General features: G+C 72.6%; 23 protein-coding genes. 6 read left to right on the top strand and 17 right to left on the bottom strand.

Annotation, left to right across the window (positions count from 1 at the left end; genetic code table 11):
- Positions 1-216: 216 nt before the first annotated feature.
- The 4 genes from O7635_RS37810 to pepN all read right to left on the bottom strand — a co-directional run bounded on the left by O7635_RS37810 (position 217) and on the right by pepN (position 4,467).
- Complete coding sequence (locus O7635_RS37810) at positions 217-840, bottom strand: histidine phosphatase family protein (RefSeq protein WP_278085282.1); 624 nt, start codon at positions 838-840, stop codon at positions 217-219.
- Positions 837-1,259: a ribosome silencing factor gene (gene rsfS / locus O7635_RS37815; RefSeq protein WP_278085283.1), complete on the bottom strand. Its 423-nt coding sequence runs from the start codon at positions 1,257-1,259 to the stop codon at positions 837-839. The genes O7635_RS37810 and rsfS overlap by 4 nt, the downstream gene beginning before the upstream one ends.
- A 109-nt stretch (positions 1,260-1,368) precedes the next feature.
- Positions 1,369-1,977 carry a nicotinate-nucleotide adenylyltransferase gene (gene nadD, locus O7635_RS37820; protein WP_278085284.1) on the bottom strand — a complete coding sequence of 203 codons (609 nt, stop codon included), beginning with the start codon at positions 1,975-1,977 and terminating at the stop codon, positions 1,369-1,371.
- Positions 1,978-1,995: 18 nt separating this feature from the next.
- The gene (gene pepN / locus O7635_RS37825) at positions 1,996-4,467 is read right to left on the bottom strand and encodes an aminopeptidase N (RefSeq protein WP_278085285.1); all 2,472 of its coding nucleotides are present in this window, start codon (positions 4,465-4,467) and stop codon (positions 1,996-1,998) included.
- 102 nt (positions 4,468-4,569) lie between these two features.
- Between pepN and O7635_RS37830 the strand changes: the two genes are divergently transcribed.
- Entirely contained in the window at positions 4,570-4,791 is a 222-nt protein-coding gene (locus O7635_RS37830) for a DUF397 domain-containing protein (protein ID WP_278085286.1), read from the top strand.
- A gap of 14 nt (positions 4,792-4,805) precedes the next feature.
- Here O7635_RS37830 and O7635_RS37835 read toward each other — a convergent pair whose 3' ends face one another.
- Positions 4,806-5,327 (bottom strand): hypothetical protein, encoded by a 522-nt coding sequence (locus tag O7635_RS37835; RefSeq protein WP_278085287.1) that lies wholly within the window; start codon positions 5,325-5,327, stop codon positions 4,806-4,808.
- A 291-nt stretch (positions 5,328-5,618) separates the two neighbouring features.
- On the opposite strand from O7635_RS37835, the gene O7635_RS37840 reads away from it, so the two are divergent.
- Positions 5,619-6,548, top strand: a complete 930-nt coding sequence (locus tag O7635_RS37840) for a tryptophan--tRNA ligase (RefSeq protein ID WP_278085288.1) — start codon at positions 5,619-5,621, stop codon at positions 6,546-6,548.
- 62 nt (positions 6,549-6,610) lie between these two features.
- Positions 6,611-8,284 carry a DHA2 family efflux MFS transporter permease subunit gene (locus tag O7635_RS37845; RefSeq protein ID WP_278085289.1) on the top strand — a complete coding sequence of 558 codons (1,674 nt, stop codon included), beginning with the start codon at positions 6,611-6,613 and terminating at the stop codon, positions 8,282-8,284.
- Here O7635_RS37845 and O7635_RS37850 read toward each other — a convergent pair.
- From O7635_RS37850 to O7635_RS37870, 5 genes are all read right to left on the bottom strand, one after another.
- Entirely contained in the window at positions 8,262-8,723 is a 462-nt protein-coding gene (locus O7635_RS37850; protein ID WP_278085290.1) for a GNAT family N-acetyltransferase, read from the bottom strand. The two genes, O7635_RS37845 and O7635_RS37850, sit on opposite strands and share 23 nt — an antisense overlap.
- 94 nt (positions 8,724-8,817) lie before the next feature.
- Complete coding sequence (gene obgE, locus O7635_RS37855; protein ID WP_278085291.1) at positions 8,818-10,296, bottom strand: GTPase ObgE; 1,479 nt, start codon at positions 10,294-10,296, stop codon at positions 8,818-8,820.
- Positions 10,297-10,529: 233 nt separating this feature from the next.
- Positions 10,530-10,787: a 50S ribosomal protein L27 gene (gene rpmA, locus O7635_RS37860; protein ID WP_203701817.1), complete on the bottom strand. Its 258-nt coding sequence runs from the start codon at positions 10,785-10,787 to the stop codon at positions 10,530-10,532.
- A 10-nt stretch (positions 10,788-10,797) separates the two neighbouring features.
- The gene (gene rplU, locus O7635_RS37865; RefSeq protein ID WP_278085292.1) at positions 10,798-11,112 is read right to left on the bottom strand and encodes a 50S ribosomal protein L21; all 315 of its coding nucleotides are present in this window, start codon (positions 11,110-11,112) and stop codon (positions 10,798-10,800) included.
- A gap of 225 nt (positions 11,113-11,337) precedes the next feature.
- Positions 11,338-13,173, bottom strand: coding sequence for an ABC transporter ATP-binding protein (locus tag O7635_RS37870; RefSeq protein WP_278085293.1), 1,836 nt, complete (start codon positions 13,171-13,173; stop codon positions 11,338-11,340).
- A gap of 72 nt (positions 13,174-13,245) precedes the next feature.
- Between O7635_RS37870 and O7635_RS37875 the strand changes: the two genes are divergently transcribed.
- Positions 13,246-13,824, top strand: coding sequence for a TetR/AcrR family transcriptional regulator (locus O7635_RS37875; RefSeq protein ID WP_278085294.1), 579 nt, complete (start codon positions 13,246-13,248; stop codon positions 13,822-13,824).
- Here O7635_RS37875 and O7635_RS37880 read toward each other — a convergent pair.
- The 3 genes from O7635_RS37880 to O7635_RS37890 form a co-directional block, all read right to left on the bottom strand.
- On the bottom strand, positions 13,821-14,375 hold the full coding sequence (locus tag O7635_RS37880) for a hypothetical protein (protein ID WP_278085295.1): 555 nt from the start codon (positions 14,373-14,375) through the stop codon (positions 13,821-13,823). The two genes, O7635_RS37875 and O7635_RS37880, sit on opposite strands and share 4 nt — an antisense overlap.
- Before the next feature lie 143 nt (positions 14,376-14,518).
- Positions 14,519-17,596, bottom strand: a complete 3,078-nt coding sequence (locus tag O7635_RS37885; RefSeq protein ID WP_278085296.1) for an Rne/Rng family ribonuclease — start codon at positions 17,594-17,596, stop codon at positions 14,519-14,521.
- A gap of 144 nt (positions 17,597-17,740) precedes the next feature.
- Positions 17,741-18,553, bottom strand: coding sequence for a TIGR03936 family radical SAM-associated protein (locus O7635_RS37890; RefSeq protein ID WP_278085297.1), 813 nt, complete (start codon positions 18,551-18,553; stop codon positions 17,741-17,743).
- 24 nt (positions 18,554-18,577) lie between these two features.
- Between O7635_RS37890 and O7635_RS37895 the strand changes: the two genes are divergently transcribed.
- On the top strand, positions 18,578-19,405 hold the full coding sequence (locus O7635_RS37895; RefSeq protein WP_278085298.1) for a methyltransferase domain-containing protein: 828 nt from the start codon (positions 18,578-18,580) through the stop codon (positions 19,403-19,405).
- On the opposite strand, the gene O7635_RS37900 is transcribed toward O7635_RS37895, so the two are convergent.
- The 3 genes from O7635_RS37900 to O7635_RS37910 are packed head-to-tail and all read right to left on the bottom strand — an operon-like array spanning position 19,380 to position 22,361.
- Positions 19,380-19,952, bottom strand: a complete 573-nt coding sequence (locus O7635_RS37900; protein ID WP_278085299.1) for a TetR family transcriptional regulator C-terminal domain-containing protein — start codon at positions 19,950-19,952, stop codon at positions 19,380-19,382. The genes O7635_RS37895 and O7635_RS37900 overlap by 26 nt on opposite strands.
- A gap of 47 nt (positions 19,953-19,999) precedes the next feature.
- Positions 20,000-20,431: a GNAT family N-acetyltransferase gene (locus tag O7635_RS37905; protein WP_278085300.1), complete on the bottom strand. Its 432-nt coding sequence runs from the start codon at positions 20,429-20,431 to the stop codon at positions 20,000-20,002.
- A complete protein-coding gene (locus tag O7635_RS37910) occupies positions 20,424-22,361 on the bottom strand; it encodes a TIGR03960 family B12-binding radical SAM protein (RefSeq protein WP_278085301.1) in 1,938 nt (645 codons plus the stop codon). The genes O7635_RS37905 and O7635_RS37910 overlap by 8 nt, the downstream gene beginning before the upstream one ends.
- 110 nt (positions 22,362-22,471) lie before the next feature.
- On the opposite strand from O7635_RS37910, the gene O7635_RS37915 reads away from it, so the two are divergent.
- Positions 22,472-23,488 (top strand): prenyltransferase, encoded by a 1,017-nt coding sequence (locus O7635_RS37915; protein ID WP_278085302.1) that lies wholly within the window; start codon positions 22,472-22,474, stop codon positions 23,486-23,488.
- A gap of 57 nt (positions 23,489-23,545) precedes the next feature.
- Here the strand turns inward: O7635_RS37915 and O7635_RS37920 are convergent, their stop codons facing one another.
- Positions 23,546-23,941 (bottom strand): VOC family protein, encoded by a 396-nt coding sequence (locus O7635_RS37920; protein ID WP_278085303.1) that lies wholly within the window; start codon positions 23,939-23,941, stop codon positions 23,546-23,548.
- Positions 23,942-23,984: the final 43 nt, after the last annotated feature.

The following is a 23,984-nucleotide window of genomic DNA, read 5'->3' on the forward strand; positions in this document are numbered from 1 at the left end:
GGGCGCTGCGCGGGGACGCGGCTCGGTCGCGCGGGCGCTGCGCGGGGACGCGGCTCGGTCGCGCGGGCGCTGCGCCGGGACACGGCTCGGTCGCGCGGGCGCTGCGCGGGGACGCGGCTCGGCCGCGCGGGCGCTGCGCCGGGCCGCGGCGTGCCCGTCGGGACAAGGCGCCGGGGCGTGCCGTCGCGCTGCGGGCAGGCCTAGGAACAGAGGCGGTCAGATCTGGCTGTGTGTGCCCACGTTGTGGGCCATCAGTTGCCAGCCCGTCCCGCCCGTGCGCCGCGACCTGTCGCGCAGCTCGGTCCAATGGCAGTTGTGGAGCGACCCCAGTGTCCGGGTGGCCTCGTTGGGCCAGCCGAGCAGCGCACCGCAGCCCTGCCGCGCGGCGCCGCCATGCGTCGTCACCACGACCGTGCCGCCCGGAGCCAGCGACGCCGCGTCCTGCAGCGCCTCCATGACCCGCTTCGCCAGGTCGTCCAGGCTTTCGATGCCGCAGCCCGGCGAGGGCTCGCCGGCGCGCCAGCGGGCGTACTCCGTCGGGTGGCGGGTTTCGATGTCCGTGAGCAGTGAGCCTTGCCACTCGCCGAAATGCCGTTCGCGGAGTCGCACGTCCGGCGTGACCGACAGGCCCGTCAGCGACGCCAGGGCCGACGCCGTGTCGAAGGCTCGTGACAGGTCGCTGCTGATAAGGGCGTCGGGCTGGTACGTGGCCAGCAGCGCCGCGGCAGCAGCGGCCTGGTCGCGGCCCCGGGCGTTCAGGGGCGCGTCGGTCTGGCCCTGTACGCGGCCGCCCGCGTTGTAGTCGGTGTTGCCGTGCCGCCAGACGAGCAGCCTGGTCATTCGGTCGGGCTCGCCTCGTTGCCGGTAGGGGCGGCGGGGGCGGCCGGCACCAGGTCGCGGTCGAGGAACGGGATGGTCGGGCAGTCCTTCCACAGCCGGTCGAGGGCGTAGAACTCCCGCTCCTCGGCGTGCTGGATGTGGACCACCAGGTCGACGTAGTCGAGGAGCACCCAGCGGCCCCCGCGCTCGCCTTCGCGGCGGACGGGCTTGGCCTTTTCCGGGAGGTTGACCAGCCGCTCCTCGATCGCGTCGACGATGGCGAGGACCTGCCGCTCGTTGGGCGCGGAGGCGATCAGGAAGGCATCGGTGATCACCAGTTGGTCGGAGACGTCGATGATGACGATGTCTTGCGCCTTCTTGTCGGCTGCGGCCTGCGCGGCGGCGAGGGCCAGCTCGCGCGTGCGGTCGGTAGCGGTCACCTTGCTCCTCTGGTCGACGGCATTCCCTTCAAGCCTCTCACATGCCCGACCATCGTCCACCCAACCGCGGGCCCGAGGCGCCGCGCGCCAGCGGCTAGGAAACCGCAGCTCACGCTCGGTACAGGTGCCGTTTCGCTATGTATTGGACGACTCCGTCGGGCACCAGGTACCAGACGGGTTTGCCGGCGGCGACGCGCGAACGGCAGTCGGTCGACGAGATCGCCATGGCCGGGACCTCGATCATCGAGACCGCGTCGTCCGGGAGATGGTCGTCACTGAGGGTGAAACCGGGCCGCGTGACGGCGACGAAGTGCGCCAGCTCGAACATCTGGTCCGTGTCTTTCCACGACAGGATCCGGTCCAGCGCGTCTGCGCCGGTGATGAAGAAGAGCTGCGTCTTCGGGCCGTACATGGAACGGATGTCGCGCAAGGTGTCGACGGTGTAGGTGGGGCCCTGGCGATCGATGTCGACGCGGCTGACGTGGAACCGCGGGTTGGACGCCGTCGCGATCACGGTCATCAGGTAGCGGTCCTCGGCCGGCGAGACCTCGCGGCTGTCCTTCTGCCACGGCTCGCCGGTCGGGACGAACACCACCTCGTCGAGGGCGAAGATGTCGGCGACCTCGCTCGCGGCGACCAGGTGACCGTGGTGGATCGGGTCGAACGTGCCACCCATGATCCCGACCCGGCGGGCGCCGTGATCGTCGTCAACGTCCATCAAAGGATCGTATGCCCGTCATCGCCCCCGGGCAGCGAGTGCGAGACGAAGGTCATCGTCGTTGTCGATCACGACACGGCGCAGCACCGCCGGCAGGTCGTCGCGCGCCAGCATCGCCGCCGCCAGGTCGCGGGTGCGCTGCTCGACCGCATAGCGGGGGAACGCCAGGTCGGCGAGGTGCTCGGCCGCGTAGGGCGTGCGCCGCCGCGCCGCGGCCGGCATCTCGGCGAAGTAGCGCTCCACGTAGGGCGCCGTCAGCTCGGTCTGCTCGGGCTGGAACAGCCCCCGCGCGCACGCGTCGAGCAGCCGGTTGGACAGCGTGTCGTCGTCGATCACCGCGGCCCAGGCGGCCGCCTTGGCCTCGGGGTCGGGGCGGGCCGCCCGCGCCCGGGCCGCCCACTCCTCCCCCGCCGCGCTCCGGTCGGCGGCGAGCTCGGCCGCGATCCGGTCGGCGTCGACGGCCCCCAGCACCGCGAGCCGGTGCACGATGCGCCAGCGCAGCTCCTCGTCGACCTCGACGCCGGCCGGCACGTCGACCCCGTCGAGCCACCCGAGCAGGCGCGACGCGTCGACGCCGGCGTCGACCAGGGCCCGCATCGCGGCCAGCCGGCGCGACGCGCCGGCATCGGGGTCGGCGACCAGCACCTCGCACACGGACGCCACCCGGGCCAGCGCGGCCGCGCGATCGCCCGGCGCCAGGTAGCGGTCGATCAGGTTGCGGGCCTGCAGCAGCGCGTCGACCACCACGATCACCTCGGTCTCCGCCGGGAGGGCGGCCACCAGCAGGTCGACGAGGTCGCTGACCGGGCGCTCCGCGTCGCGTACGGCGTCGATCGTCGAGGTCCAGAGCACGGCCCGGCTCAGCGGGTCGCGCAGCCCGGGCAGCACGGCCGGCACCGCCGCCGCCGAGGCGGGGTCGAGCCGGATCTTGGCGAACGTCAGGTCGCCGTCGTTGAGCAGCAGCAGGTCGGGCGCCGGCTCGTCACGCAGCTGCGGCACCTCGGTGCGTTCGCCGTCGACGTCGACCTCGATCCGGCGGCGCAGGGTGGTCGCGCCGTCGGCAGCCCGGTCGTAGAGGCCGAACGCCACCCGGTGCGGGCGCAGCACGGCCCCCGACTGGACGATCGCGGCGGGCGCCTCGACGCGCAGCGTGTTGACACCCGGCTCGCGCAACCACCGCGCCGCCCACGCCGACAGGTCGCGCCCGCTGGCCGTCGACAGCGCGCCGAGCAGGTCGGCCAGCGTCGCGTTGCCGAACGCGTGGGTCTGGAAGTGCGCCCGGATGCCGGCCAGGAACGCCTCGTCGCCCACCCACGCGACCAGCTGGCGCAGGGCGGCGGCGCCCTTGGCGTAGGAGATGCCGTCGAAGTTGACCAGCGCGTCGGCCGAGTCCGGCACGCTCGTCGGGGCCACCGGGTGGGTCGACGGCCGCTGGTCGGTCTCGTAGCCCCAGCCCTTGCGGCGCATCCCGAACGTGGTCCACGCGTTGCGGAACCGGGTCGCCTCGGCCGTCACCCGGGTGCCCATGTATTCGGCGAACGACTCGTTGAGCCACAGGTCGTCCCACCACCGCATGGTGACCAGGTCGCCGAACCACATGTGCGCCATCTCGTGGGCGATCGTGGTGGCGCGCAGCTCGCGCTCGTTGTCGGTGACCGCCGACCGGTAGACGTATTCGTCGCGGATCACCACCAGGCCCGGATTTTCCATCGCGCCGGCGTTGAACTCGGGCACGAACGCCTGGTCGTATTTGCCGAACGGGTAGCGGAAGCCGAACAGCTCGTGGAACCGGTCAAGACACTGCCGGGTGATCGTGAAGATCTCGTCGGCGTCCTTGTCGAGGTGCTCGGCCACCGACGCCTTGCAGAACAGCGCCAGCGGCAGACCGTCGTGAGTGGACTCGACCACATGGTAAGGGCCGGCGATCACCGTGACGAAGTAGGTCGCCAGCGGCGGCGTGGTGACGAACTCCCAGCGGTTGGTGGCCCCCGCGGGCGACCGCGAGGCGACCGCCGCGTTGGCCGCGACCGTCCACGCCGCCGGCGCGGTCACCCGCATCGTCACCGGCGCCTTGAGGTCGGGCTGGTCGAAGCAGGCGAAGATGCGCTGCGCCTCGTCGAGAAAGGACGTGGCGTGCAGGTAGACGCCGCCGTCGGCCGGGTCGACGAACCGGTGCAGGCCCTCGGAGGTGTTGGAGTAGGCCATGTCGGCCTCGACCGTGAGCTCGTTGTCGGCGCGCAGGCCGGTCAGCGCCAGCCGGTTGCCGTCGAGCGCCGCCGGGTCGAGCGCCGCGCCGTTGAGCGTCGCCGCGTGCAGGCGAACGGGCTTGAGCTCGACGAACGTCGCCGAGCCGGGCTCCGCCGCGCGGAACCGGATCGTCGTGGTCGACCGGAAATGGTCGTCGGTCGTCACGTCGAGGTCGATGGTGTAGGCCTCGACGGTGATGGCGGCGGCGCGGTCGGTCGCCTCCTGTTGGGTCAGGCTGCGCATCCGCCTATCGTGCACGAACGTGTCCGGACCGGGCGACCCCACCCTGATGCGGTATAGCCTGACGGTCCGCCCCAGCGGCGCGAGCATCCGAGGAGCAGCGCGATGGCACACCACCCTAAGGGAGACTTCGACCTGGCGCGCGCCGAATGGCAGCGCGTCGGCGACGCCCCCGCCGAGCACGGCTCCGTCGAGGTCGCGTTCGTCGACGACCTCATCGGCCTGCGCAACTCGGCCGAGCCGCAGGGCCCCGTGCTGGTCTTCACCCAGGCCGAGTGGGACGCCTTCGTGGCCGGCGCCCGCGACGGCGAGTTCGACCTGGCCTGAGCGCACCGCGGCCGTCATGCCGCACCCAGCAGATGGCGGATGAGCTGCATGTGCCGGATCCGCGGCGTCAACGCGCGCAGTTGCAACGCCAGGTTGGTGGCCGCCAGGATCGGCTCGTCGTCGGGCAGGTCGAAACCCATCCGCTCGCGCAGCCAGGGCGACACCTGGGCCCAGCTGTAGTAGCTGGTCTCGCGGTCGGGTTCGAGCGGCGCCGGGAAACCGCCGGGCCCGCGCCGGCCGAGCGCCCACAGCCGGACGATCTCGCGCGAACGGCCGATCCGCGCGCCGATCTCGGCCAGGGTCAGCCAGTCGCGGTCCGCCACGCGTACGACGTGGAGGTCGGTCCTGGTCTCCACCTGCTGGATGGCGGTCGCGACGGCGTCGGCGAGCACGGACGCCGGACGGTCGAAGGCCAGCCGGTGCGTGCCGTCGGGACCGGTCTGCGAGCGTGGCGGCGCCGGCAACGTGGCCAGCCGCCGCCGCTCGATGAGGCCCGGCGCCCGATCGACCACCAGAAGGAACTGTTGGACCCGCATGGCCGCCTCCCCCGTCGGGCGCACCGTGCGCCCGTTCGCGACCGAGTCTGGTCGTCGCTCGGCTTCCCGGGAGGAGCCAGCGGAAGCCCGTTTCAGCTTGCGCGGGACACCGAGATGCGCTAGTCGCTGATAGCCTCCATCGCATGCGGACGCTGAGTTTCCTCGGCTGGTGGACGCCCTAGGGGCGGCCCCGCATCCGCGTGCCCAACGTCGACGGCCGCCCGAGTCCGGGTGGCCGTTTCGCGTGTCCGGCCCGGCTCCCGCGGCTACCCCGTCCTCCCGGAGGCAGCCATGACCCGCACCGTCACGACCCGCCGGCTCACCGGCCTCAAACCGACCGGCGAGCCGCACCTGGGCATCCTGCTCGGCGCGATCCAGCCGATGGTCCGCGACCAGTACACCAGCGACGCGACCGTGTTCCTCGCCGACCTGCACGCGCTGACCGCCGCGCACGAGCCGCGCACGCTGCGCGAGACCACCCTCCGCCACGCGACCGTGCTGCTCGCGGCCGGTCTCGACCCGGACCGGACCGTGTTCTACGTGCAGTCGCAGGTGCCCGACCACGCGGAGCTGCACTTCCTGCTGGAGCGCACGGCGGCGCGCGGCCGGGCGGCGTACCCCGTGTTGCAGGCCTCCGACATCCTGTTGCACGACACGGCGGAGGTGCCCGTGGGCGCCGACCAACGCCCGCGCGTCGCGCTCACCCGCGACATCGCGATGCGGTTCAACCAGCGGTACGGTCCGACGTTCGTGGTGCCGGAGCCGGTCACGCCGACGGTCGCGGCCCGGGTGATGGACCTCGCCAACCCGACGGTGAAGATGGGTCAGACGACGTCGTCGGCGTCCGGCGCCATCGGGCTGCTGGACCCGCCCGCCCTGGTCACCCGCAAGCTGAGCCGGGCGGTGACCGAGACCGACGGGATCATCGCGTACGACCCGGCGGCCCGGCCCGGGGTGAGCAACCTGCTGGAGATCCTGGCCGCGTGCGTGGGCGGGACACCGGTCGAGATAGGAACGGCGCTGCGGGGGTACGGAGATCTCAGGCGCGCCACGACGGAGGCGGTTCTCGGCCTGCTGGGGCCGTTGCGCGCGCGCTTCGAGACGTTGGCCCGGGATCCCGGCTACGTGCGGCAGGTGCTGGCGGAGGGTGCGGAGCGGGCGCGATCCCGTACTGCCGAGACCGTCTTCCGCGCGAAGCGGGCGATCGGGGTGCTCGCCTGACGCCTTGTCGTACCGCCGTGCTAGACCTGTCGACGCACGCTCACGTCCGAGGGGATCGCGTCATGACCGCATCGACCGGCGACACCGAGCGCCGCGCCCAGGCCAACCCGTGGCTCGTCCTCGTCACGCTCTGCCTGGGCTTCTTCATGATCCTGCTCGACACGACGATCGTGAACATCGCGATCCCCGACATGAGCACGAGCCTCGACGCCTCGCTCGACCAGATCCTCTGGATCATCAACGCGTACGTGCTGGTCTACGCGGTTCTCCTGATCACCGCCGGCCGGCTGGGTGACCTGTTCGGACCCAAGCGGCTGTTCGTGCTCGGGCTCGTCGTGTTCACGGTCGCGTCCGCCGCCTGCGGGCTGGCCTCCTCGCCGGAGCAGCTGATCGTGTTCCGGGTGATCCAGGGCGTCGGCGGCGCGCTGCTGACGCCGCAGACGCTCTCCACGATCACGGTGATCTTCCCGCCGGACAAGCGCGGCGTCGCGTTCGGCGTCTGGGGCTCGGTGGCCGGCGTGGCGACGGTGGCCGGCCCGACGCTGGGCGGCTACCTGGTGACCGACTTCGGCTGGGAGTGGATCTTCTTCGTCAACGTGCCCGTCGGCATCGTGACCGTGGTGCTGGCCCTGATCGCCATGCCCGACCTGCGGCTCAACCGCCGTCACCGGCTCGACTGGGTCGGCACGGCGCTCGCCACGGTCGGGCTGTTTCTCCTGGTCTACGGCCTGATCGAGGGCGAGTCGCACGACTGGGGCCGGGTCTGGGGTCCGATCACGATCGTCGAGCTGATCGGCGCCGGCGTCCTGGTGCTGGCCGTCTTCCTCTACCACCAGCACATCACCCGGACGGGCGAGCCGCTGGTGCCGTTCGGCATCTTCAAGGACCGCAACTTCGCCGTGATGAGCGGGGTCAGCGCCGCCATCGCGTTCGGCATGCTGGGCCTGTTCCTACCCCTGGTGATCTACCTACAGTCGGTGCTGGGGCTGTCGGCGCTGCAGGCCGGCATCGCTGTCGCGCCACTGTCGCTGCTGTCGATGGTGATCGCCCCGTTCGCCGGGCGGGTCGCCGACCGCGCGGCCGGCAAGTGGGTGCTGACGGCCGGGCTCGTGCTCTGGTGCGCGGGCATGGCGACGGTGGTCGCGCTGGCCGAGGTCGGCACCGGCCAGTGGGGCCTTCTACCTGGCCTGCTGATCGCCGGCACCGGCCTCGGCATGGTGTTCGCTCCACTGCAGACGATCGCGATGCGCAACGTGCCGCCGCGCCAGGCCGGCGCCGCGTCCGGCCTGATCAACACGACCCGCCAGCTCGGCGCCGTGATCGGCTCGGCCGCCGTGGGCGCGCTGCTGCAGGCGCAGCTGGCCGGCAAGCTGTCGGAGGCGGCCCGGTCCAACGCGGCCGACCTGCCACCGGAGGTGCGCCAGCCGTTCGTCGACGCGGTCGCCGGGGCCAGCGGCGGCAGCCTGCACGTCGGCGCGGGCCAGTCGGGCGCCGCGCTCCCGGCGGACGTGCCGGAGCAATACCGGCAGGCGCTGACCGAGATCGCCACGCGCACGTTCCACGAGGGCTTCACGGGCGCGATGAAGGCGACCCTGCTCCTGCCGCTCATCGTGCTGGCGGTGGCGGCGGTGACCTGCCTGTTCATCCGCACCCGACGGACGGCGGCCGCGCCGGCCGCCGAGGCGACCCCGGTGGACCGCGGTGGGGACCCGGTCAGGCCCGGGCCGGGGTCCTGAGCGCCTTCTCGAAGCAGCGGCTGTAAGGGTTGGTGACGTACTCGCCGTAGGTCGGGATCGGACGGTAGCCGGCGTTGCGATAGAGGCCGAGCGCGGCGGGGAGATAGCTGCCGGTCTCCAGCCGCGCCACCGCGTAGCCGTCGGCGGCCGCGCGCTCCTCGAGCACCGCGAGCATGGCCCGCCCGAAGCCGTCGCCGCGGTGTTCGGGGCGCACGTACATGCGCTTGATCTCGACCGCGGTCGCGTCGATGGCCTGCAGCGCGCCACAGGCGACCGCCTGGTCGTCCACCACGATCACCAGGTAGCGGATGTCGTCGTGCAAGGGGAAGGAGCCGTCGATCGCGTCGCTGGCCCGCTCGGCCGCGCGCAGTTCCGCTTGCTGGGCGGTCACGAGCGCGAGCAGGTCCGGCTCGTCGCCCCGCCGGGTCTCCACGTTCACCGGCCGACCGTAACCGCGACGGATTTCCGGCCTGTTACACCCGCGCACCCGGCGGCCACGCCGCGCCACCACGCCTCCGCGCCGCCGCTCCGGGTCACTCGTCGTCGGTGTCGTCGTCCTCGGCGGTGTCGTCGTCGAAGTCCGTGCCGTAGACCGGCAGGTTCGGGGTCGGCTGGCGGCGGGCCTTGCGGGCGGCGAGCCGCTCGGCGGCCCGGGCACGGGTGGGGCGCTCGGTGATCCGCGGGTCGGTGCCGCGCAGGCCGGCGGTCGGGTCGATGCCCGCGCCGAGCGTCGGCTCCCAGTCGAACTCGCGGTCGCCGATCCGCACCAGGCTGCCCTGGACGGCGCCGGCCTTGGCGAGCTGGTCCTCGACACCGAGGCGGTTGAGCCGGTCGGCCAGGTAACCGACGGCCTCGTCGTTGTCGAAGTTGGTCTGGCGGACCCAGCGCTCGGGCTGCACGCCGCGTACGACGAAGGCGCCGTCGATCGGGTCCTCCTCGACGGTGAAGCCGGCGTCGTCGACCGCCCGCGGCCGCAGGATGATCCGGGTGGGCTCGCCCTCCGGCATCGCCGCCCGCCGCTGCGCGACGAGCTCTGCCATCGCGTAGGTCAGCTCGCGCAGCCCCTCGCGGGTGGCGGCGCTGACCTCGAACACGCGGAAGCCGCGCTCCTCCAGGTCGGGGCGGACGATCTCGGCGAGATCCCGGCCGTCCGGCACGTCCACCTTGTTGATCGCGACGAGGCGGGGACGGTCCTCGAGACCGCCGTACGCGCTCAGCTCGGCCTCGATCGCGTCGATGTCGGAGATCGGGTCGCGGCCGGGCTCGAGCGTGGCCGCGTCGACCACGTGCACCAGCACGGCGGTGCGCTCGATGTGCCGGAGGAACTCGAGGCCGAGGCCCTTGCCGGTGGCCGCGCCCGGGATGAGCCCGGGCACGTCGGCGATCGTGAACGTGTGGTCGTCGAGCCGCACGACGCCGAGGTTCGGCACCAGCGTGGTGAACGGGTAGTCCGCGATCTTCGGCTTGGCCGCCGACAGCACGGCGATCAGCGACGACTTGCCGGCCGACGGGAAGCCGACGAGGCCGACGTCGGCGACGCTCTTGAGCTCGAGCACGACGTCGAGCCGCTCCCCCGGCTCCCCGAGCTCGGCGAAGCCGGGCGCCTTGCGGCGGGAGTTGGCCAGCGACGCGTTGCCCCGCCCGCCACGGCCGCCGCGGGCCACCTCGACGGTGGTGCCGGCGCCGACCAGGTCGGCCAGCACCTCGCCGTCGCTGGTCAGCACCACGGTGCCGTCCGGTACGCGCAGCATCAGGTTGTCGCCGTTGGCACCGTCACGGTTGGAGCCGGCGCCGCCCGCGCCGTTGGCCGCCTTGACGTGGGGCCGGAAGTGGAAGTCGAGCAGCGTGTGCACCTGCGGGTCGACGGTGAACGAGACGCTGCCGCCGTGCCCGCCGTTGCCGCCGTCGGGCCCGCCGAGCGGCTTGAACTTCTCCCGGTGGATCGACACGCAGCCGTGCCCGCCGTCGCCGGCCCGCAGGTGCAGGACGACCCGGTCAACGAACGTAGCCACGCATCCTCATTTCGATCAAGTCATTGCTCGGGTCCGCCTGGGGCGCGACCGTCGCTCCCGCCAGGGACCGCTCGCTCACGCGTCGCTGCCAGGTCCGCGGTCGGCTCTTCCATTGTGACCGGCCTGTGCGGCCGCGCCGACGTGATGTCGGTCGTGCCCCGGCAAACGCGAAGCGGGCCGGGACACCTGGTCCACGGCCCGCTTCGTCGACTGCTGTGCGGCAGGTGCCTGCCTCAGTGCTCGCTCGGCACGATGCTGACGGTCTTGCGGCCCCGCTTGGTGCCGAACTGGACCGCGCCCGCGGCCAGCGCGAACAGCGTGTCGTCGCCGCCACGGCCGACCAGGTCGCCCGGGTGGAACTTGGTGCCGCGCTGGCGGATCAGGATCTCGCCGGCGCTGACCACCTGGCCACCGAACCGCTTCACGCCCAGGCGCTGGGCCGCGGAGTCACGACCGTTGCGCGAGCTGGACGCACCCTTTTTGTGAGCCATCGCCTACGCCCTACTTCCCGCTGGAGATGCCGGTGACCTTCACCTGGGTCAGCTTCTGGCGGTGACCCTGGCGCTTGTGGTAGCCGGTCTTGTTCTTGAACTTGTGGATCCGGATCTTCGGCCCCTTGGTGTGCGCGGCGATCTCGCCGGACACCGAGACCTTGGCAAGCTTGGCCGCGTCGGTCACCAGGTCGTCACCGTCAACGAGGAGCACCGCGGCGAGCGTCACCGCGTCGCCGGGCTCGCCGACGAGCTTCTCGACCTCGATCACGTCACCCTCGGCGACCTTGTACTGCTTGCCGCCGGTCTTGACGATCGCGTACATGGGACGCGGACTCCTGTCGTAGCGTGGCGGTGGTCTTTCGACGTTCGCCGGGCCGCCTGCGCGCGGAAGGCGCATCGGCGGGCACACGTGAACGCGGCGCACGGAGGTGCGCCACAGGCAAGCGTACGGCATGCCTGCCTGGCATCCCAAACCGGCCCTGCTCCTCAAGCGGGACGCAAGCCGGCACGCGGGACCCGTCCAAGGATACCGCTGTTGCTGGTGAGATCACCCGGCGGCGACGGGTTCGGGCCGGGCGCCCGCGATCCGCAGGGCCTCCACCAGGCGGCGGTAGAGGGCGTCGGTGGCGAGCAGTTCAGCGTGGGTGCCGCGGGCGCGGATGCGCCCCTCGTCCAGCACCACGATGGTGTCCGCGTCGAGGACCGTGGACAGGCGGTGGGCGATCGTGACGACCGCGCCGACGGCGGCCCGATCCCGGATGCAGTCGTGCAGGGCCGCCTCGGTCAGCCCGTCGACCTGGGCGGTGGCCTCGTCGAGGAGGAGCACGTCGGGCGTGCGCAGGATGGCCCGGGCCAACGCGATCCGCTGGCGCTGGCCGCCGCTCACCGAGTTCTCCGTCAGCGACGTGTCGAGCCCGTCGGCCAGCGAGTCGATCTTGTCGTCGAGGCGCACGGCCCGCAGCACGGCCCGGACCTCGGCCTCGGTCGCGTCGGGATGGGTGAACAGGATGTTGTCGCGAATGGTGCCCGGGACGACCGGCGTCTCCTGCTCGACGTAGGCGAGCCGGGAGCGCACCTCGTCGTGGGTGAACGACCGGTAGGGCCGGCCGTCGAGCAGCACCTCGCCGCTCTCCGGCTCGAGAAAGCGCAGGATCAGCGAGAACAGCGTCGTCTTGCCCGCGCCGGAGGGGCCGACGATCGCCGTGTGACCCCGCCGCGGCACGGCCAGGTCGATGCCCCGCACGGCCGGCTCGGTGCCGGGCGCATAGCGCGCGGTGACCGACCGGAACTCGATCACCGCCTCGGCACCCGGCGCGTCGTCGCCCACCGCCGACGGCCCCGCCGCGTCCGCCCCGGTGCCGGCACCCGCTCGCCGCATGGGCTCTTCGGCGGCGCCCGTCCGCGCGGGACGCGGCGACTCGATCTCCATGGCGTCGACCTGGCGGATGCGCGCCGCGGCGGCCATGCCGGCCTGCAGGCTCGTGACGTTCTGCGTGAGCTCGGTGATCGGGCCCATCAGCGCGAACGCGTAGAGCAGGAACGCGATCAGGCTCGAGACCTCGATCAGGCCGCGGTCGGCCCGCCAGGCACCGATGCCGAGGATCACGATGATCGCGAGCTGGATGCCGGTCCACGAGATCGTCCAGACGGTGGCGGTGCGGCGGGCGGCGCGGATGCCGTGCGCCGCCGCATCGCGGGCGTCGGCGACGATCCGCTCGGTCTGCCGCCGCTCCGCCCGGCTCGCCTTGACGGTGCGGATGGCACGCAGGGTGCCTTCGAGCGCGCCGCCGAGCCGACCGACGGACTCCTGGGCCGCCTCCTGCGCCTTCGCGATCGCCGGCATCAGCGCCATCATGATCGCTCCGACCACCAGGACCGAGCCGAGCGTGAGGCCGAGCAGGACGACATCGAGCACGCCCATCAGGACCAGCGTCGCGACCAGCGCGAGCGCGCTGTTGAGCATGCCGACGATGCTGGCGGACGCGTCGTGCAGCAGGCCGGCGTCGGACGTCACCCGAGTGACCAGCTCGCCGCTCGGCCGCCCGGTGATGTCGCGCACCCGGGCCGCGAAGTAGCGCCGGATCATCGACACCCGGGCATCGAGCACCACCTTCTGCGAGACGGTGCCCATGATCACCCATTGCCACAGCGAGATGGCCGCGCCAACCACCATGAGCGCCAGGAGGACGCCCACCGGGCGCCACAGTGACGCATGGGGTTGGCCAAGGGTGTCGATCACCCACTTGGTGACCATCGGCGTGGCCAGGCCGACCGCGCTGGCCAGCAGGCCGAGGACGAACCCCACCACCAGCACCCGCCGGTGCGGCGCGACGAACGAGATGAGAACGCGGAGCCGGGCGAAGCGAGGGGCTGGGTCGGTCATGCGCACTAGTGGAACTTAGGTGTTCCATTTGCGTCAAGTGAATATCCGAATTGAGACTGCTAACCTCACCATGTGCAGGTACAAGAACGTGGTGCGCGCGCCCGCACCAGGCAGGCCATCCTGGCCGCCGCGATCGAGGTGCTGGGCCAGAACCCCAACGCGGCCCTGAGTGAGATCGCCACGGCGGCCGACGTCGGCCGCACGACCCTGCACCGTTACTTCCCAGAGCGCTCCGACCTGCTGCGCGCCGTCGCCGCCGAGGGCGCCGCCCGCCTCGACCGCGCCACCGCCAGCGCCCGGCTCGACGAAGGAACCGGGGCGGAGGCCCTGCTCAGGCTGTGCCGCGAATACTTCGACCTCGGCAGCCTGCTCTCCCTGATCTTCACCGACCCCGAATGCCTGGCCGAGGCGACGCCGGTGGTCGACGACGGCTGTGACGACCGCTTCTCTGACATGGTCGACCGCGGCCACCGCGACGGCACGATCGACGACAGCCTGCCCGCGCCGTGGTTGTCGAGCCTGATGTGGTCACAGCTCTACGCGGGCTGGAGCTACGTCACGCAACACGGCGCCTCGCGCCACGACGTGCTGCGCCTCCTGGTCCGTACGGTCGACGGCGCGGTCGCCCCACGCCCCAACGGCAGCCGTTAGTTCGGGCAGAGCGTGTCGAGGCGGTCCTGGATCGCGCTCAGGGCGGCGTCGTCGATGGTCTCCACGTCGGACGTCAGGCCGTCGACCTGGCCGGCCAGCTGCGTCAGCGTGGTCTTGAGCTGTGCGTCCGTCGCCCCCGAGGAGGCCTTGCGCAGGTCGGCGGCCCACGCGTCGAGCACCTGACCGAGCTTGCGCTCCGCGGCCTGCTCGGCGTTCTTGTCCTTGCGACCCTGCGCCTCGAGTACGGCGGTCAGCTGCTGGACGAACGCCGTCGTGCCCTTCTCGCTGGCCTGCTTCGCGTCGGCGCAGATCTTCGTCGCGTTGCCGCCGGCCTTGGCGGTCGGCTCGGGGCCGAGCGACAGCTGCGGCGCCGCCGAGGCTCCGGGCGCCCCGACAGAGGGGGATGCCGCCGCGGACGGGGTCGAGGCGGAGGCGCTGGCGCCGGGCGTACCGGCCGCATCGCCGCGGCCTTCCACGTCACCTGAGCAACCGGCGACCGCGACCAACGCGGCGGATACGGCGAGCACGGCAAGCTGACGGCGCAGGCGCATCGGTGGTGTCCTCCGGGGGTGGCGGCGGGATGCCGCGACCCTAACGCGCATTCACGAGATCCGCTCAGCCGCCCCCTGAGCCAGCGGGAGACGCGCCGGCCCGGCCACTGCGGACAGTGACCGGGCCGTCGGACGGGACAGCGTTACGGGCGCGTGCGCCGGCGGGTGCCGCCGCGGCGGCCTCGGCGCCGGGTCGTGCCGGCCTCGGCCAGGTCGCCCTCTTCGTCGCCGGCGGCATCGGGGTCGTCGGCGCCGGCCAGGCGGCCGTTGGTGGCCGGTGCGATGTCGGTGGGGGCCTCCACCTCGTCGACCGGGTCGAGGACGACGTCGTCGTAGCGGGACAGGTCGTACCCCATGGTGTCGTCCTCGTCGACCACCGTGGGCTCGACCGTGTCCGGCGCGGACGCCTGGGCGGGGGCCGACTTGCGACCGCGGCGCCGCGAGGACGTCGCCGGTGCGGCCGCCACGGCCTTGACCTTGTCGCCGCCGGAGCCAGAGCCGGAGCCGGAGCCAGCACCGTTGGCGCCGTGCGCGTGACCGCCACCGCCGCCCTTAACCGGCACCGGTTCCGTGTGGATGATCAGGCCGCGGCCCCTGCAGACGTCACAGGTCTCCGAGAACGCCTCCAGCAGGCCGGCGCCGATCCGCTTGCGGGTCATCTGCACCAGGCCCAGCGACGTGATCTCGGTGACCTGGTGCTTGGTGCGGTCGCGGCCCAGGCACTCGGTCAGCCGGCGCAGCACCAGCTCGCGGTTGCTCTCGAGCACCATGTCGATGAAGTCGATGACCACGATGCCGCCGAGGTCGCGCAGGCGCAGCTGGCGCACGATCTCCTCGGCCGCCTCGAGGTTGTTGCGGGTGACCGTCTCCTCGAGGTTGCCGCCGGCGCCCGTGTACTTGCCCGTGTTGACGTCGACGACCGTCATCGCCTCGGTGCGGTCGATCACCAGGTGGCCGCCCGAGGGCAGGAACACCTTGCGGTCGAGGCCCTTGAGGATCTGCTCGTCGATGCGCTTCTCGGCGAACAGGTCGACCGACGAGGTGTGCCGGTGCAGGCGCGGCACGAGGTCGGGCGAGACGTGACCGAGGTACGACTCGACCATCTCGTACGACTCGTCGCCCTGCACGACGATCTCGCGGAAGTCCTCGTTGAACAGGTCCCGGACGACCCGGATCAGCAGGTCGGGCTCCTCGTAGAGGAGCGCCGGCGCGCCACCCGCGGCCGCCTTCTCCTGGATGTCGTCCCACTGCGCCTGCAGCCGCTTGACGTCACGTTCGAGCTCGTCCTCCGAGGCGCCCTCGGCCGCGGTGCGGACGATCACGCCGGCGCCTTCGGGCACGAGCTTCTTGAGCACGTCGCGGAGCCGCTTGCGCTCGGTGTCGGGCAGCTTGCGGCTGATCCCGGACGCGTTGCCGCCGGGCACGTAGACGAGGTGCCGGCCCGAGAGCGCGATGTGGCTGGTCAGCCGGGCGCCCTTGTGGCCGATCGGGTCCTTGGTGACCTGCACGAGCACGGAGTCGCCGGATCGCAGCGCCTGCTCGATCGAGCGGGCCCGGCCCTCGAGGCCGGAGGCGTCCCAGTTGACCTCGCCCGCGTAGAGCACCGCGTTGCGGCCCCGGCCGACGTCGACGAACGCCGCCTCCATCGAGGGCAGCACGTTCTGCACCTTGCCGAGGTAGACGTTGCCGGCCATCGCGCCGGACGACGCCCGGGTGACGTAGTGCTCGACCAGCACGCCGTCCTCGAGCACCGCGATCTGGGTGCGGTCGGCCCGCTGCCGGACCACCATCACCCGGTCGACGGCCTCGCGCCGGGCCAGGAACTCGGACTCGCTCAGGATCGGCGGCCGGGTGCGGCGCTGCTCGCGACCGTCCCGCCGGCGCTGCCGCTTGGCCTCCAGCCGGGTCGAGCCGGAGACGCCCTGCACCTCGTCGGAGGTGGTGCGCGGCTCGCGGATCCGGACCACGGTGTGCACGCCGTCGTCGCCCCCGGTGTCGGTGTCGCCCTTGCGGCGCCGCCGCCGGCGCCGGCGGGTCACGCCGTCGCCGTCCTCGCTGTCGTCCTCGTCGGCGGCGGCCGCCGCGGGCTCCTCGACCTCGTCGGCCTCGTCGATCGGCCCCTTGCCGCGCCCGCGACCGCGCCGGCCGCGGCGCCGCCGCCGGCGGGCGCTCTCGTCGTCGTCCTCGTCGTCGTCGGCCTCGACGGCCGAGCCGGCCTCCTCGGCCTCCTCGGCCACGTCCGCCTCGACCACGGCCGGCTCCTCGGCGGTACGCCGACCGCGCCGGCGCCGCCGCGACGTGCCCTCGGCGGCCTCTCCGGACTCGGCCTCGTCGGCTTCGGGCTCGGGGGAGGGAGCAGCAGTGGTGGCGGCAGGGGCAGCCGGCTCGGCGGCGTCGGTCGTGCCCCGGGTGCGCCGGGTGCGCCGGACCGGGGTGGGCTCCTCGTCCGCCTCCGGCGCCATGAACAGCACGGTGGCCGCCCGGCGCCGGCGCGGCGCCGGCTCCTCCGGCTCGGCGCCGGTGTCGAGCGGCTCGGTGGTCGCCTCGGTGGTCTCTTCCTCGTCGACGGGCTCGCCGGGCACGCCCGGCGCCTGGCTCTCGACCAGTCCCGGGTCGGCGTCCGGCGCGCCCGCGGCGGCGGCGCCGGGCTCGACGTCGCCCGCGGTGGCCCGCCGGCGCGAGCGGGTGGTGGTGGCCTCGCCGGACCGGGCCCGGCTGCGCGTGCGACCCCGCGGCGCGGCGGCCGGCTCGACGTCACCCAGGCCGGCGATCGGCTCGGCGGCCGGATCGTCGGACTCGGCGGCGATCGCCTCGTCGCCGGACGGCCCGCGACCGGACGCCGGCTCGACGTCGCCCAGGCCCGCGGCCGGCTCGGCGACCGGGTCGTCGGACTCGGCCGCGACGACCGCGTCGGCGCTGCGCTCGGCGGGGGCGGCGTCCTCGGTGGCGGCCTTGCGGCGCCGGGTGCGCTTCACGGGCGCGGCGTTCGTACCCTCTGCCGCGGACTCGCCCTCAGTGTCGGCTTTGGGGGTGCTTGCGGCCTTACGTCGGCGGCGGACCGGCACCTCCTCGTCGGCAGCGTCGGCGGCCGGCGAGGCGTCCGAAGCGGCGGCAGCGGCGGTGGACTTGCGGGCCCGGGTGCGCTTGACGGGTGTGGCCGGCGCCTCGGCTGCGGGCTCGTTGCCCTGCACCTCGTCGCCCGTTGGCTCGTTCTCGAGCATGGACGTTCTCCAGTTCTGGCAACCCCGGGCGCGGGTGAGCGCTGCCACGCAGGGTCGCCGCAAAGTGTTTCCGGTGCTGCCCGCTGCTGGGAGCCGCGAGCAGACCGAAGTCTGGCTGGCTAAACGCAGGCCGCGTCGCCGCGGTCAGCGTTCACCGACGACAGCCCCGTCGCGGTCCGCCTCCAACGGATCCGCGATCGCCCCCTGCGCGGTCAGCCGGCCCTGTGCCAGCCGGGTCGCCCGTGGCGGGACCGGCGGCTCCAGGTCGGCCACCACACGGAGACCGGCAAGGACGTCATCGGGTCGTACGGACGGGGTGACCTGCCGCACGACTACGTCGAGTATCGCACACGGCCCCTCAGAGGCTCCGGAAGCCGCCGGACCGGAATCGATCACCTCGATGGACGCCACCGCGGCCCGCGTGTCGAAGGTGCGCCGGCCCTGCTTGGTCTGCCGCTCGACCAGAACTTCGGACGAATCCCGAAATTTCGTGACAGCGTCTGACACATCGGCGAGCGACAGCCCCGGCAGCTCGAGCCGCCAGCGCGACGCGTCGATCCGGTCGGCCAGGCTCTCCCCCGCCGCCTCGACCGCGTCCAGCACGTCGAGCCCCGGCGAGAGTGACGCATCCAACGCGCCGCGCACCCAGTCGGGCTCGACCACCCGTTGCAGGCCGATCTCCAGGTATTCCGCCTCGCTGGCGGTGCCCGTCGGCGCCGCGCTGGCGTACGAAATCTTGGGGTGGGGGGTGAAGCCCTGCGAGAACGCGATGGGCACGCCGGCCCGTTTCACCGCCCGCTCGAACGCGCGCGCGAAGTCGCGATGCGAGGTGAACCGCAGCGGCCCCCGCTTGGCGTACCGGATCCGGATGCGCTGGACGACGGGCGCCTGCCCACCCTCCGGCTGTGGCTTCCTGCTGATCGCCGTGCTCCTCGAAACTCGAACCGTCGCTCCCATCTTCCCACCCGCTACCGTCACGCCATGACGGACGTCGACCCCAAGGCACGCATCGCGGGCGTTTTCGATCGGGCCGCACCGACCTACGAGCAGACCGGCGTCGAGTTCTTCGCCCCACCCGGCCGCGCGCTGGTCGCCCGGGCCGGCGTGCGCACCGGCGAGCGCGTGCTCGACCTGGGCTGCGGCCGCGGCAGCGTGCTCTTCCCCGCCGCGCGGGCGGTGGGCCCGACCGGCGCGGTGGTCGGCGTCGACTTCGCGCCGGCGATGGTGGCCGCCACGGCCGAGGCCGCCAAAGACCTGCCCTGGGTACGCGTGACCAGCGGCGACGCCGAGTTCCCGGAGTTCCCGCCCGGCTCGTTCGACGTGGTCACCGCTGGCTTCATGGTCTTCTTCCTGTCCGACCCGGCGGCTGCCGTGGCTCGGTGGGCCGGGCTGCTGCGCCCGGGCGGCCGGCTGGCGCTGAGCACCTTCGCCGAGGCGACCGCGGCCGGCCAGGCGTTCCTGGCGGACCGCGCGGCCGCCCTGGCGCGGTTCCAGACGCCTGACCCGGCGACCGCCGGCCCGAGCAGCGCGTCCCGGGAGTGGGTGGCCGCCCTCTTCGCCGACGCCGACCTGACCGACGTGACGATGACCGAGATGACGGTCGAGACTTTCTTCGACACCGGCGAGAGGTACTGGACGTGGTGGCTCTCGATCGGGTCGCCGCACCAGTTGGCGCGGGTGCCGGCCGAGCGGCGGCCGGCGGCCCGGGCCGCCCTGACGGCGGTGCTGGACGCGCACCTCCGCCAGCCCGGCGGTGGCTACCGCATGGTCACGCCGATGCGGCTCACGGTCGCCCGGCGGCCGGACTGAATGCCGCGTCGAGGAAGTCGTCGAGCGTGCGCAGCGCGACCTCGGCCGGATAGGTCCCGCTGAGCATGTAGAGCCCCAGCCCTTCGACCAGGGCGAGCAACGTGGTGGCCGCGCCGGTCGGCAACAGCGTCGCGAAGAAGTCGCGCAGCCCGAGCGCCCCCCGCCGCTGCACCTCGGCGACCGACGGCCGGGTGGCCGCGTAGGCCAGGAACGCGAGCGCGACCTTCCCGTCGGCCCGCCGCTCCTCGTCCAACGGGAGCATCTGGGTGACCATCGCGCGGACCAGGTCGCGCGGCGCCGGGTCAGGGCCGAGGGCGCCGACGGCCGCCCCGATCCGCGCCTCGGTGCGGTCGCTGACCACCTCGAGCGCGAACAGCATCATCTCGTCCTTGGTGCGGAAGTAGTGCTGCACCAGCCCCGTCGTCGCGCCGGCCTCGGCGGCCACGTGCCGCAGGCTCACCGCCTCCAGCCCGCGCTGCGCGGCCACCCGCATCAGCGCGTCGGCGATCAGCGTGCGCCGCTCGGTGGGGTCGACCCGCTTCGGCATGCGGCCATGCTTTCACGTTGCGGTCGTATTGACCCGCAGCGCCGCCCCTAGCGGAGGCGGAGCCTGATCTCCTGCGCGCCGGCGACCTCGTAACGCTCGACCTCGGCATAACCGTGCCGCCGCGCGAAGCGCAGCCCGTCGACGTTGGCCGCGAGCACGAGCGTCTCGATCGCCGCCGGGTCGAGCGCCCGGGCCGCGGCCAGCGCGCGCTCGTGGATCAGCGTGCCGAACCCGCGGCCCCGGTGGGCCGGCAGCACCCGGGCGATGACGGTGGCGACGCCGTCGGCGTCCAGCGGCCGCACGGTCGAGTTGCCGACCGCGACCGCACCGGCGTACGCGAGCTCCAGCCGGTTGCGGCCCGCCCGGTCCCGCACGTCGGGGAGGGAGAGCGGCCACGGCGGGACCACGGTGTTGTGGATCCCACGCCACTCCTCCAGCGCGCCGTCGTCGACAGGCGCGACGAACCGCAGCTCAGTCACGACCGCTGCCGACCGGGGTCAGCGGCAGCAGCTTGCGGCCCGTGGGGCCGATCTGGATCTCGGTGTCCATGGACGGGCAGACGCCGCAGTCGAAGCACGGGGTCCAGCGGCAGTCGTCCTGCTCGTACTCGCTCATCGAGTCCTGCCAGTCCTGCCACAGCCAGTCCTTGTCGAGACCGGAGTCCAGGTGGTCCCAGGGCAGCACCTCGAGCTCGTCGCGCTCGCGGGTGGTGAACCAGTCGAGGTCGACGCCGTAGGACGGCAGCACGGCGGCCGCCGCGTCGATCCACCGCTGGTAGGAGAAGTGCTCGCTCCAGCCGTCGAACCGCCCCCCGTCTTCCCAGACGCGGCGGATCACGGCGCCGATTCGGCGGTCGCCCCGGGACAGCAGGCCTTCGATCAGCGAGGGCTGGCCGTCGTGGTAGCGGTAGCCGATCGCCCGGCCCAGCGACCGGTCGCTGTTGATCGCCTGCTTGAGCAGCTTGAGCCGGTTGTCGATGACCTCCGGCGGCTGCATCGAGGCCCACTGGAACGGGGTGTGCGGCTTGGGCACGAACCCGCCGATGGAGACCGTGCAGCGGATGTCCTTGGAACCGGTGGCCGCCCGGCCGGCCTTGATCACCTCGTGCGCGAGGCGGGCGATCTGCAGCACGTCGTCGTCGGTCTCGGTGGGCAGGCCGCACATGAAGTAGAGCTTCACCTGGCGCCAGCCGTTGGTGTAGGCGGTGACCACGGTGCGGATGAGATCTTCCTCCGACACCATCTTGTTGATCACGCGCCGGATCCGCTCGGAGCCGCCCTCGGGCGCGAACGTCAGGCCCGTGCGGCGGCCGTTGCGCGACAGCTCCTGCGCCAGCTCGATGTTGAACGCGTCGACCCGGGTGGACGGCAGCGAGAGCGAGACGTTTGTGCCCTGATACTGCTCGGCCAGGCCGGAGCAGATGTCGCCGATCTCGGAGTGGTCGGCGCTGGACAGGGAGAGCAGGCCCACCTCGGAGAAGCCGGAGAACTCCAGACCCTCCTTGACCATCTGGCCGACCGTGGTGATCGAGCGCTCGCGGACCGGCCGGGTGATCATGCCGGCCTGGCAGAACCGGCAGCCGCGCGTGCAGCCCCGGAAGATCTCCACCGCGTAGCGCTCGTGCACGGTCTCGGCCAGCGGCACCAGCGGCTTCTTCGGGTACGGCCACTGGTCGAGGTCCATCGTCGTGCGCTTGTGCACGCGGAACGGCACGCCGGCCCGGTTGGGCACCACCCGCTGGATGCGGCCGTCGGGCAGGTAGTCGACGTCGTAGAAGCGCGGGACGTAGACGCTCTCGGTCTTGGCCAGGCGCAGCAGCAGCTCGTCGCGGCCGCCGGGCGAGCCCTCCGCCTTCCAGGCCCGGACCAGCGCGGTGACCTCGAGGACCGCCTCCTCGCCGTCGCCGAGCACGGCCGCGTCGAGGAAGTCGGCGATCGGCTCGGGGTTGAACGCGGCGTGGCCGCCGGCCAGCACGATCGGGTCGTCGTCGGTGCGGTCCCGCGCGTACAGCGGGATGCCGGCCAGGTCGAGCGCGGTGAGCAGGTTGGTGTAGCCGAGTTCCGTGGCGAACGAGACGCCGAGCAGGTCGAACGCGCGCACCGGGCGGTGGGCGTCGACGGTGAACTGCGGCACGCCGTGCTCGCGCATCAGCGCCTCGAGGTCGGGCCAGACGGCATAGGTGCGCTCGGCCAACACGTCCGGCTGCTCGTTGAGCACCTCGTAGAGGATCTGCACGCCCTGGTTGGGCAGGCCGACCTCGTACGCGTCGGGATACATCAGCGCCCAGCGGACGGTGGTGGCGTCCCAGTCCTTGCGTACCCCGCCCAGCTCGCCGCCGACGTACTGGATCGGCTTGCTGACCCGCGGCAACAGCTCTTCGAGCCGCGGCCACACGGTTGCGACGGTCATCGACCCCTCCTTCAATCCCAACGCACCAGGGTACGCGGCGCGCCTGAACGGGTCGGTCGCGCGTACACCGGCGTCTTGAACGGGTTCAAGATCGGCGTAGCATCGATGCCGTGATCACCCTCAGCGTGGCCGACCGGCTGTCGGCCTGGCGATACGCGTTCGCCACCACCAACCCGCCCGAGCAGGGCGTCGTCGACTCGGTCACCCGTTGGCTGGTCGTCACCCGGGCCGGCGTACTGCCGATGACCTTCACCTCGGGCCTGATCGCCGTGCTCCTGGCGGCCGTCGCCACCGTCTCGGTCGACTGGCTCAACGTCGTGCTGGCCGTGGTCGGCATCGTGGCCGCCCACCTGGCCAACAACCTGATGAACGACCTGACCGACACCGACGTCGGCAACGACACCGCCGACTACCCCCGGGCCCTCTACGCGCCGCACCCCATCCTGGCCGGGCTGGTCACCCGCCGGCAGCTGGTCGTCGGGATCCTGCTCTGCCAGGTGGTCGACCTGGCCATCATGATCACGCTGATCGTGCGGCAGGACTGGTGGATCGCCGCGTTCGCGCTCGGCGGGCTGTTCCTCTCCTGGGCCTACACCGCTCCCCCGCTGCGGCTCAAGAAGATCGGCCTCGGTGAGTTGGACGTGCTGCTCACCTGGGGTCCGCTGATGGTCGGCGGCGTCTACTACGCGGGCACCGGCACGCTGCCCTGGGCGGTGGTGGTCGCCGCGTTCGTCTACGCGCTGCTGCCGACCACGGTGCTGATGGGCAAGCACATCGACAAGCTGCCGTACGACCAGCGCACCGGCACCCGCACGCTGCCGGTCGTGCTCGGCGAGCCGGCGGCCAAGGCGGCCACGGTCGCGATGATGGTCCTCTACTACGTGGGCGTCGTGGCCCTGGTCGCGGCCGGTGAGCTGCCCTGGCCGGCGCTACTCACCCTCGGTGGGCTGCCGACGCTGGTCTGGGTGTGGCGGCGGTTCCGCGAGCCGAAGCCGGTGGACCCGCCGCCCAACAACCCCGTCTGGCCACTGTGGTGGGCGCCGCTGGCCTTCATCCACACCCGCCGGGCCGGCGCCCTGCTGATCCTCGGCCTGGCGGCGTGGGCCGTCTGGGTCGCGGTGCGCTAAGGAGAAAGGAACGGTCCGTTATTAACGCAATGCGTTAATAACGGACCGTTCCTTTCGCTAGGGCCGTGGGCCGAGGAGGTCCCACTTGTTGCCGGCGACGTCCTCGAAGACGACGACCGAGCCGTAGGGCTCGTGCCGCGGCTCGCCGTGGAAGGTGACACCGGCGTCGCGCATCCGCGCGTAGCTCGTTTCGAAGTCGTCGACGCGGAGAAAGAAGCCGACACGGCCGGCGAGCTGGTTGCCGACGACCGCGGCCTGGTCGGCGCCGTCGGCCTGGGCGAGCAGCAGGCCGGTGGCCGCACCCGGCGGCCGGACCACGACCCAGCGCTTGGGCCGGCCGTCGTTGGTCTCCGCCGGGCTGTCCTCGACGAGGTCGAAGCCGAGGGCGTCGACGAAGAAGCCGATCGCCTCGTCGTAGTCGTCCACAACGATCGCGGCAAGTTCGATGTGCATGGTGCGGAAGACTAGCCCGGCTCGTCTAACCTCGGGTCGGGCC

It is taken from the genome of Asanoa sp. WMMD1127, from assembly GCF_029626225.1.
Taxonomy (GTDB): Bacteria; Actinomycetota; Actinomycetes; order Mycobacteriales; family Micromonosporaceae; genus Asanoa.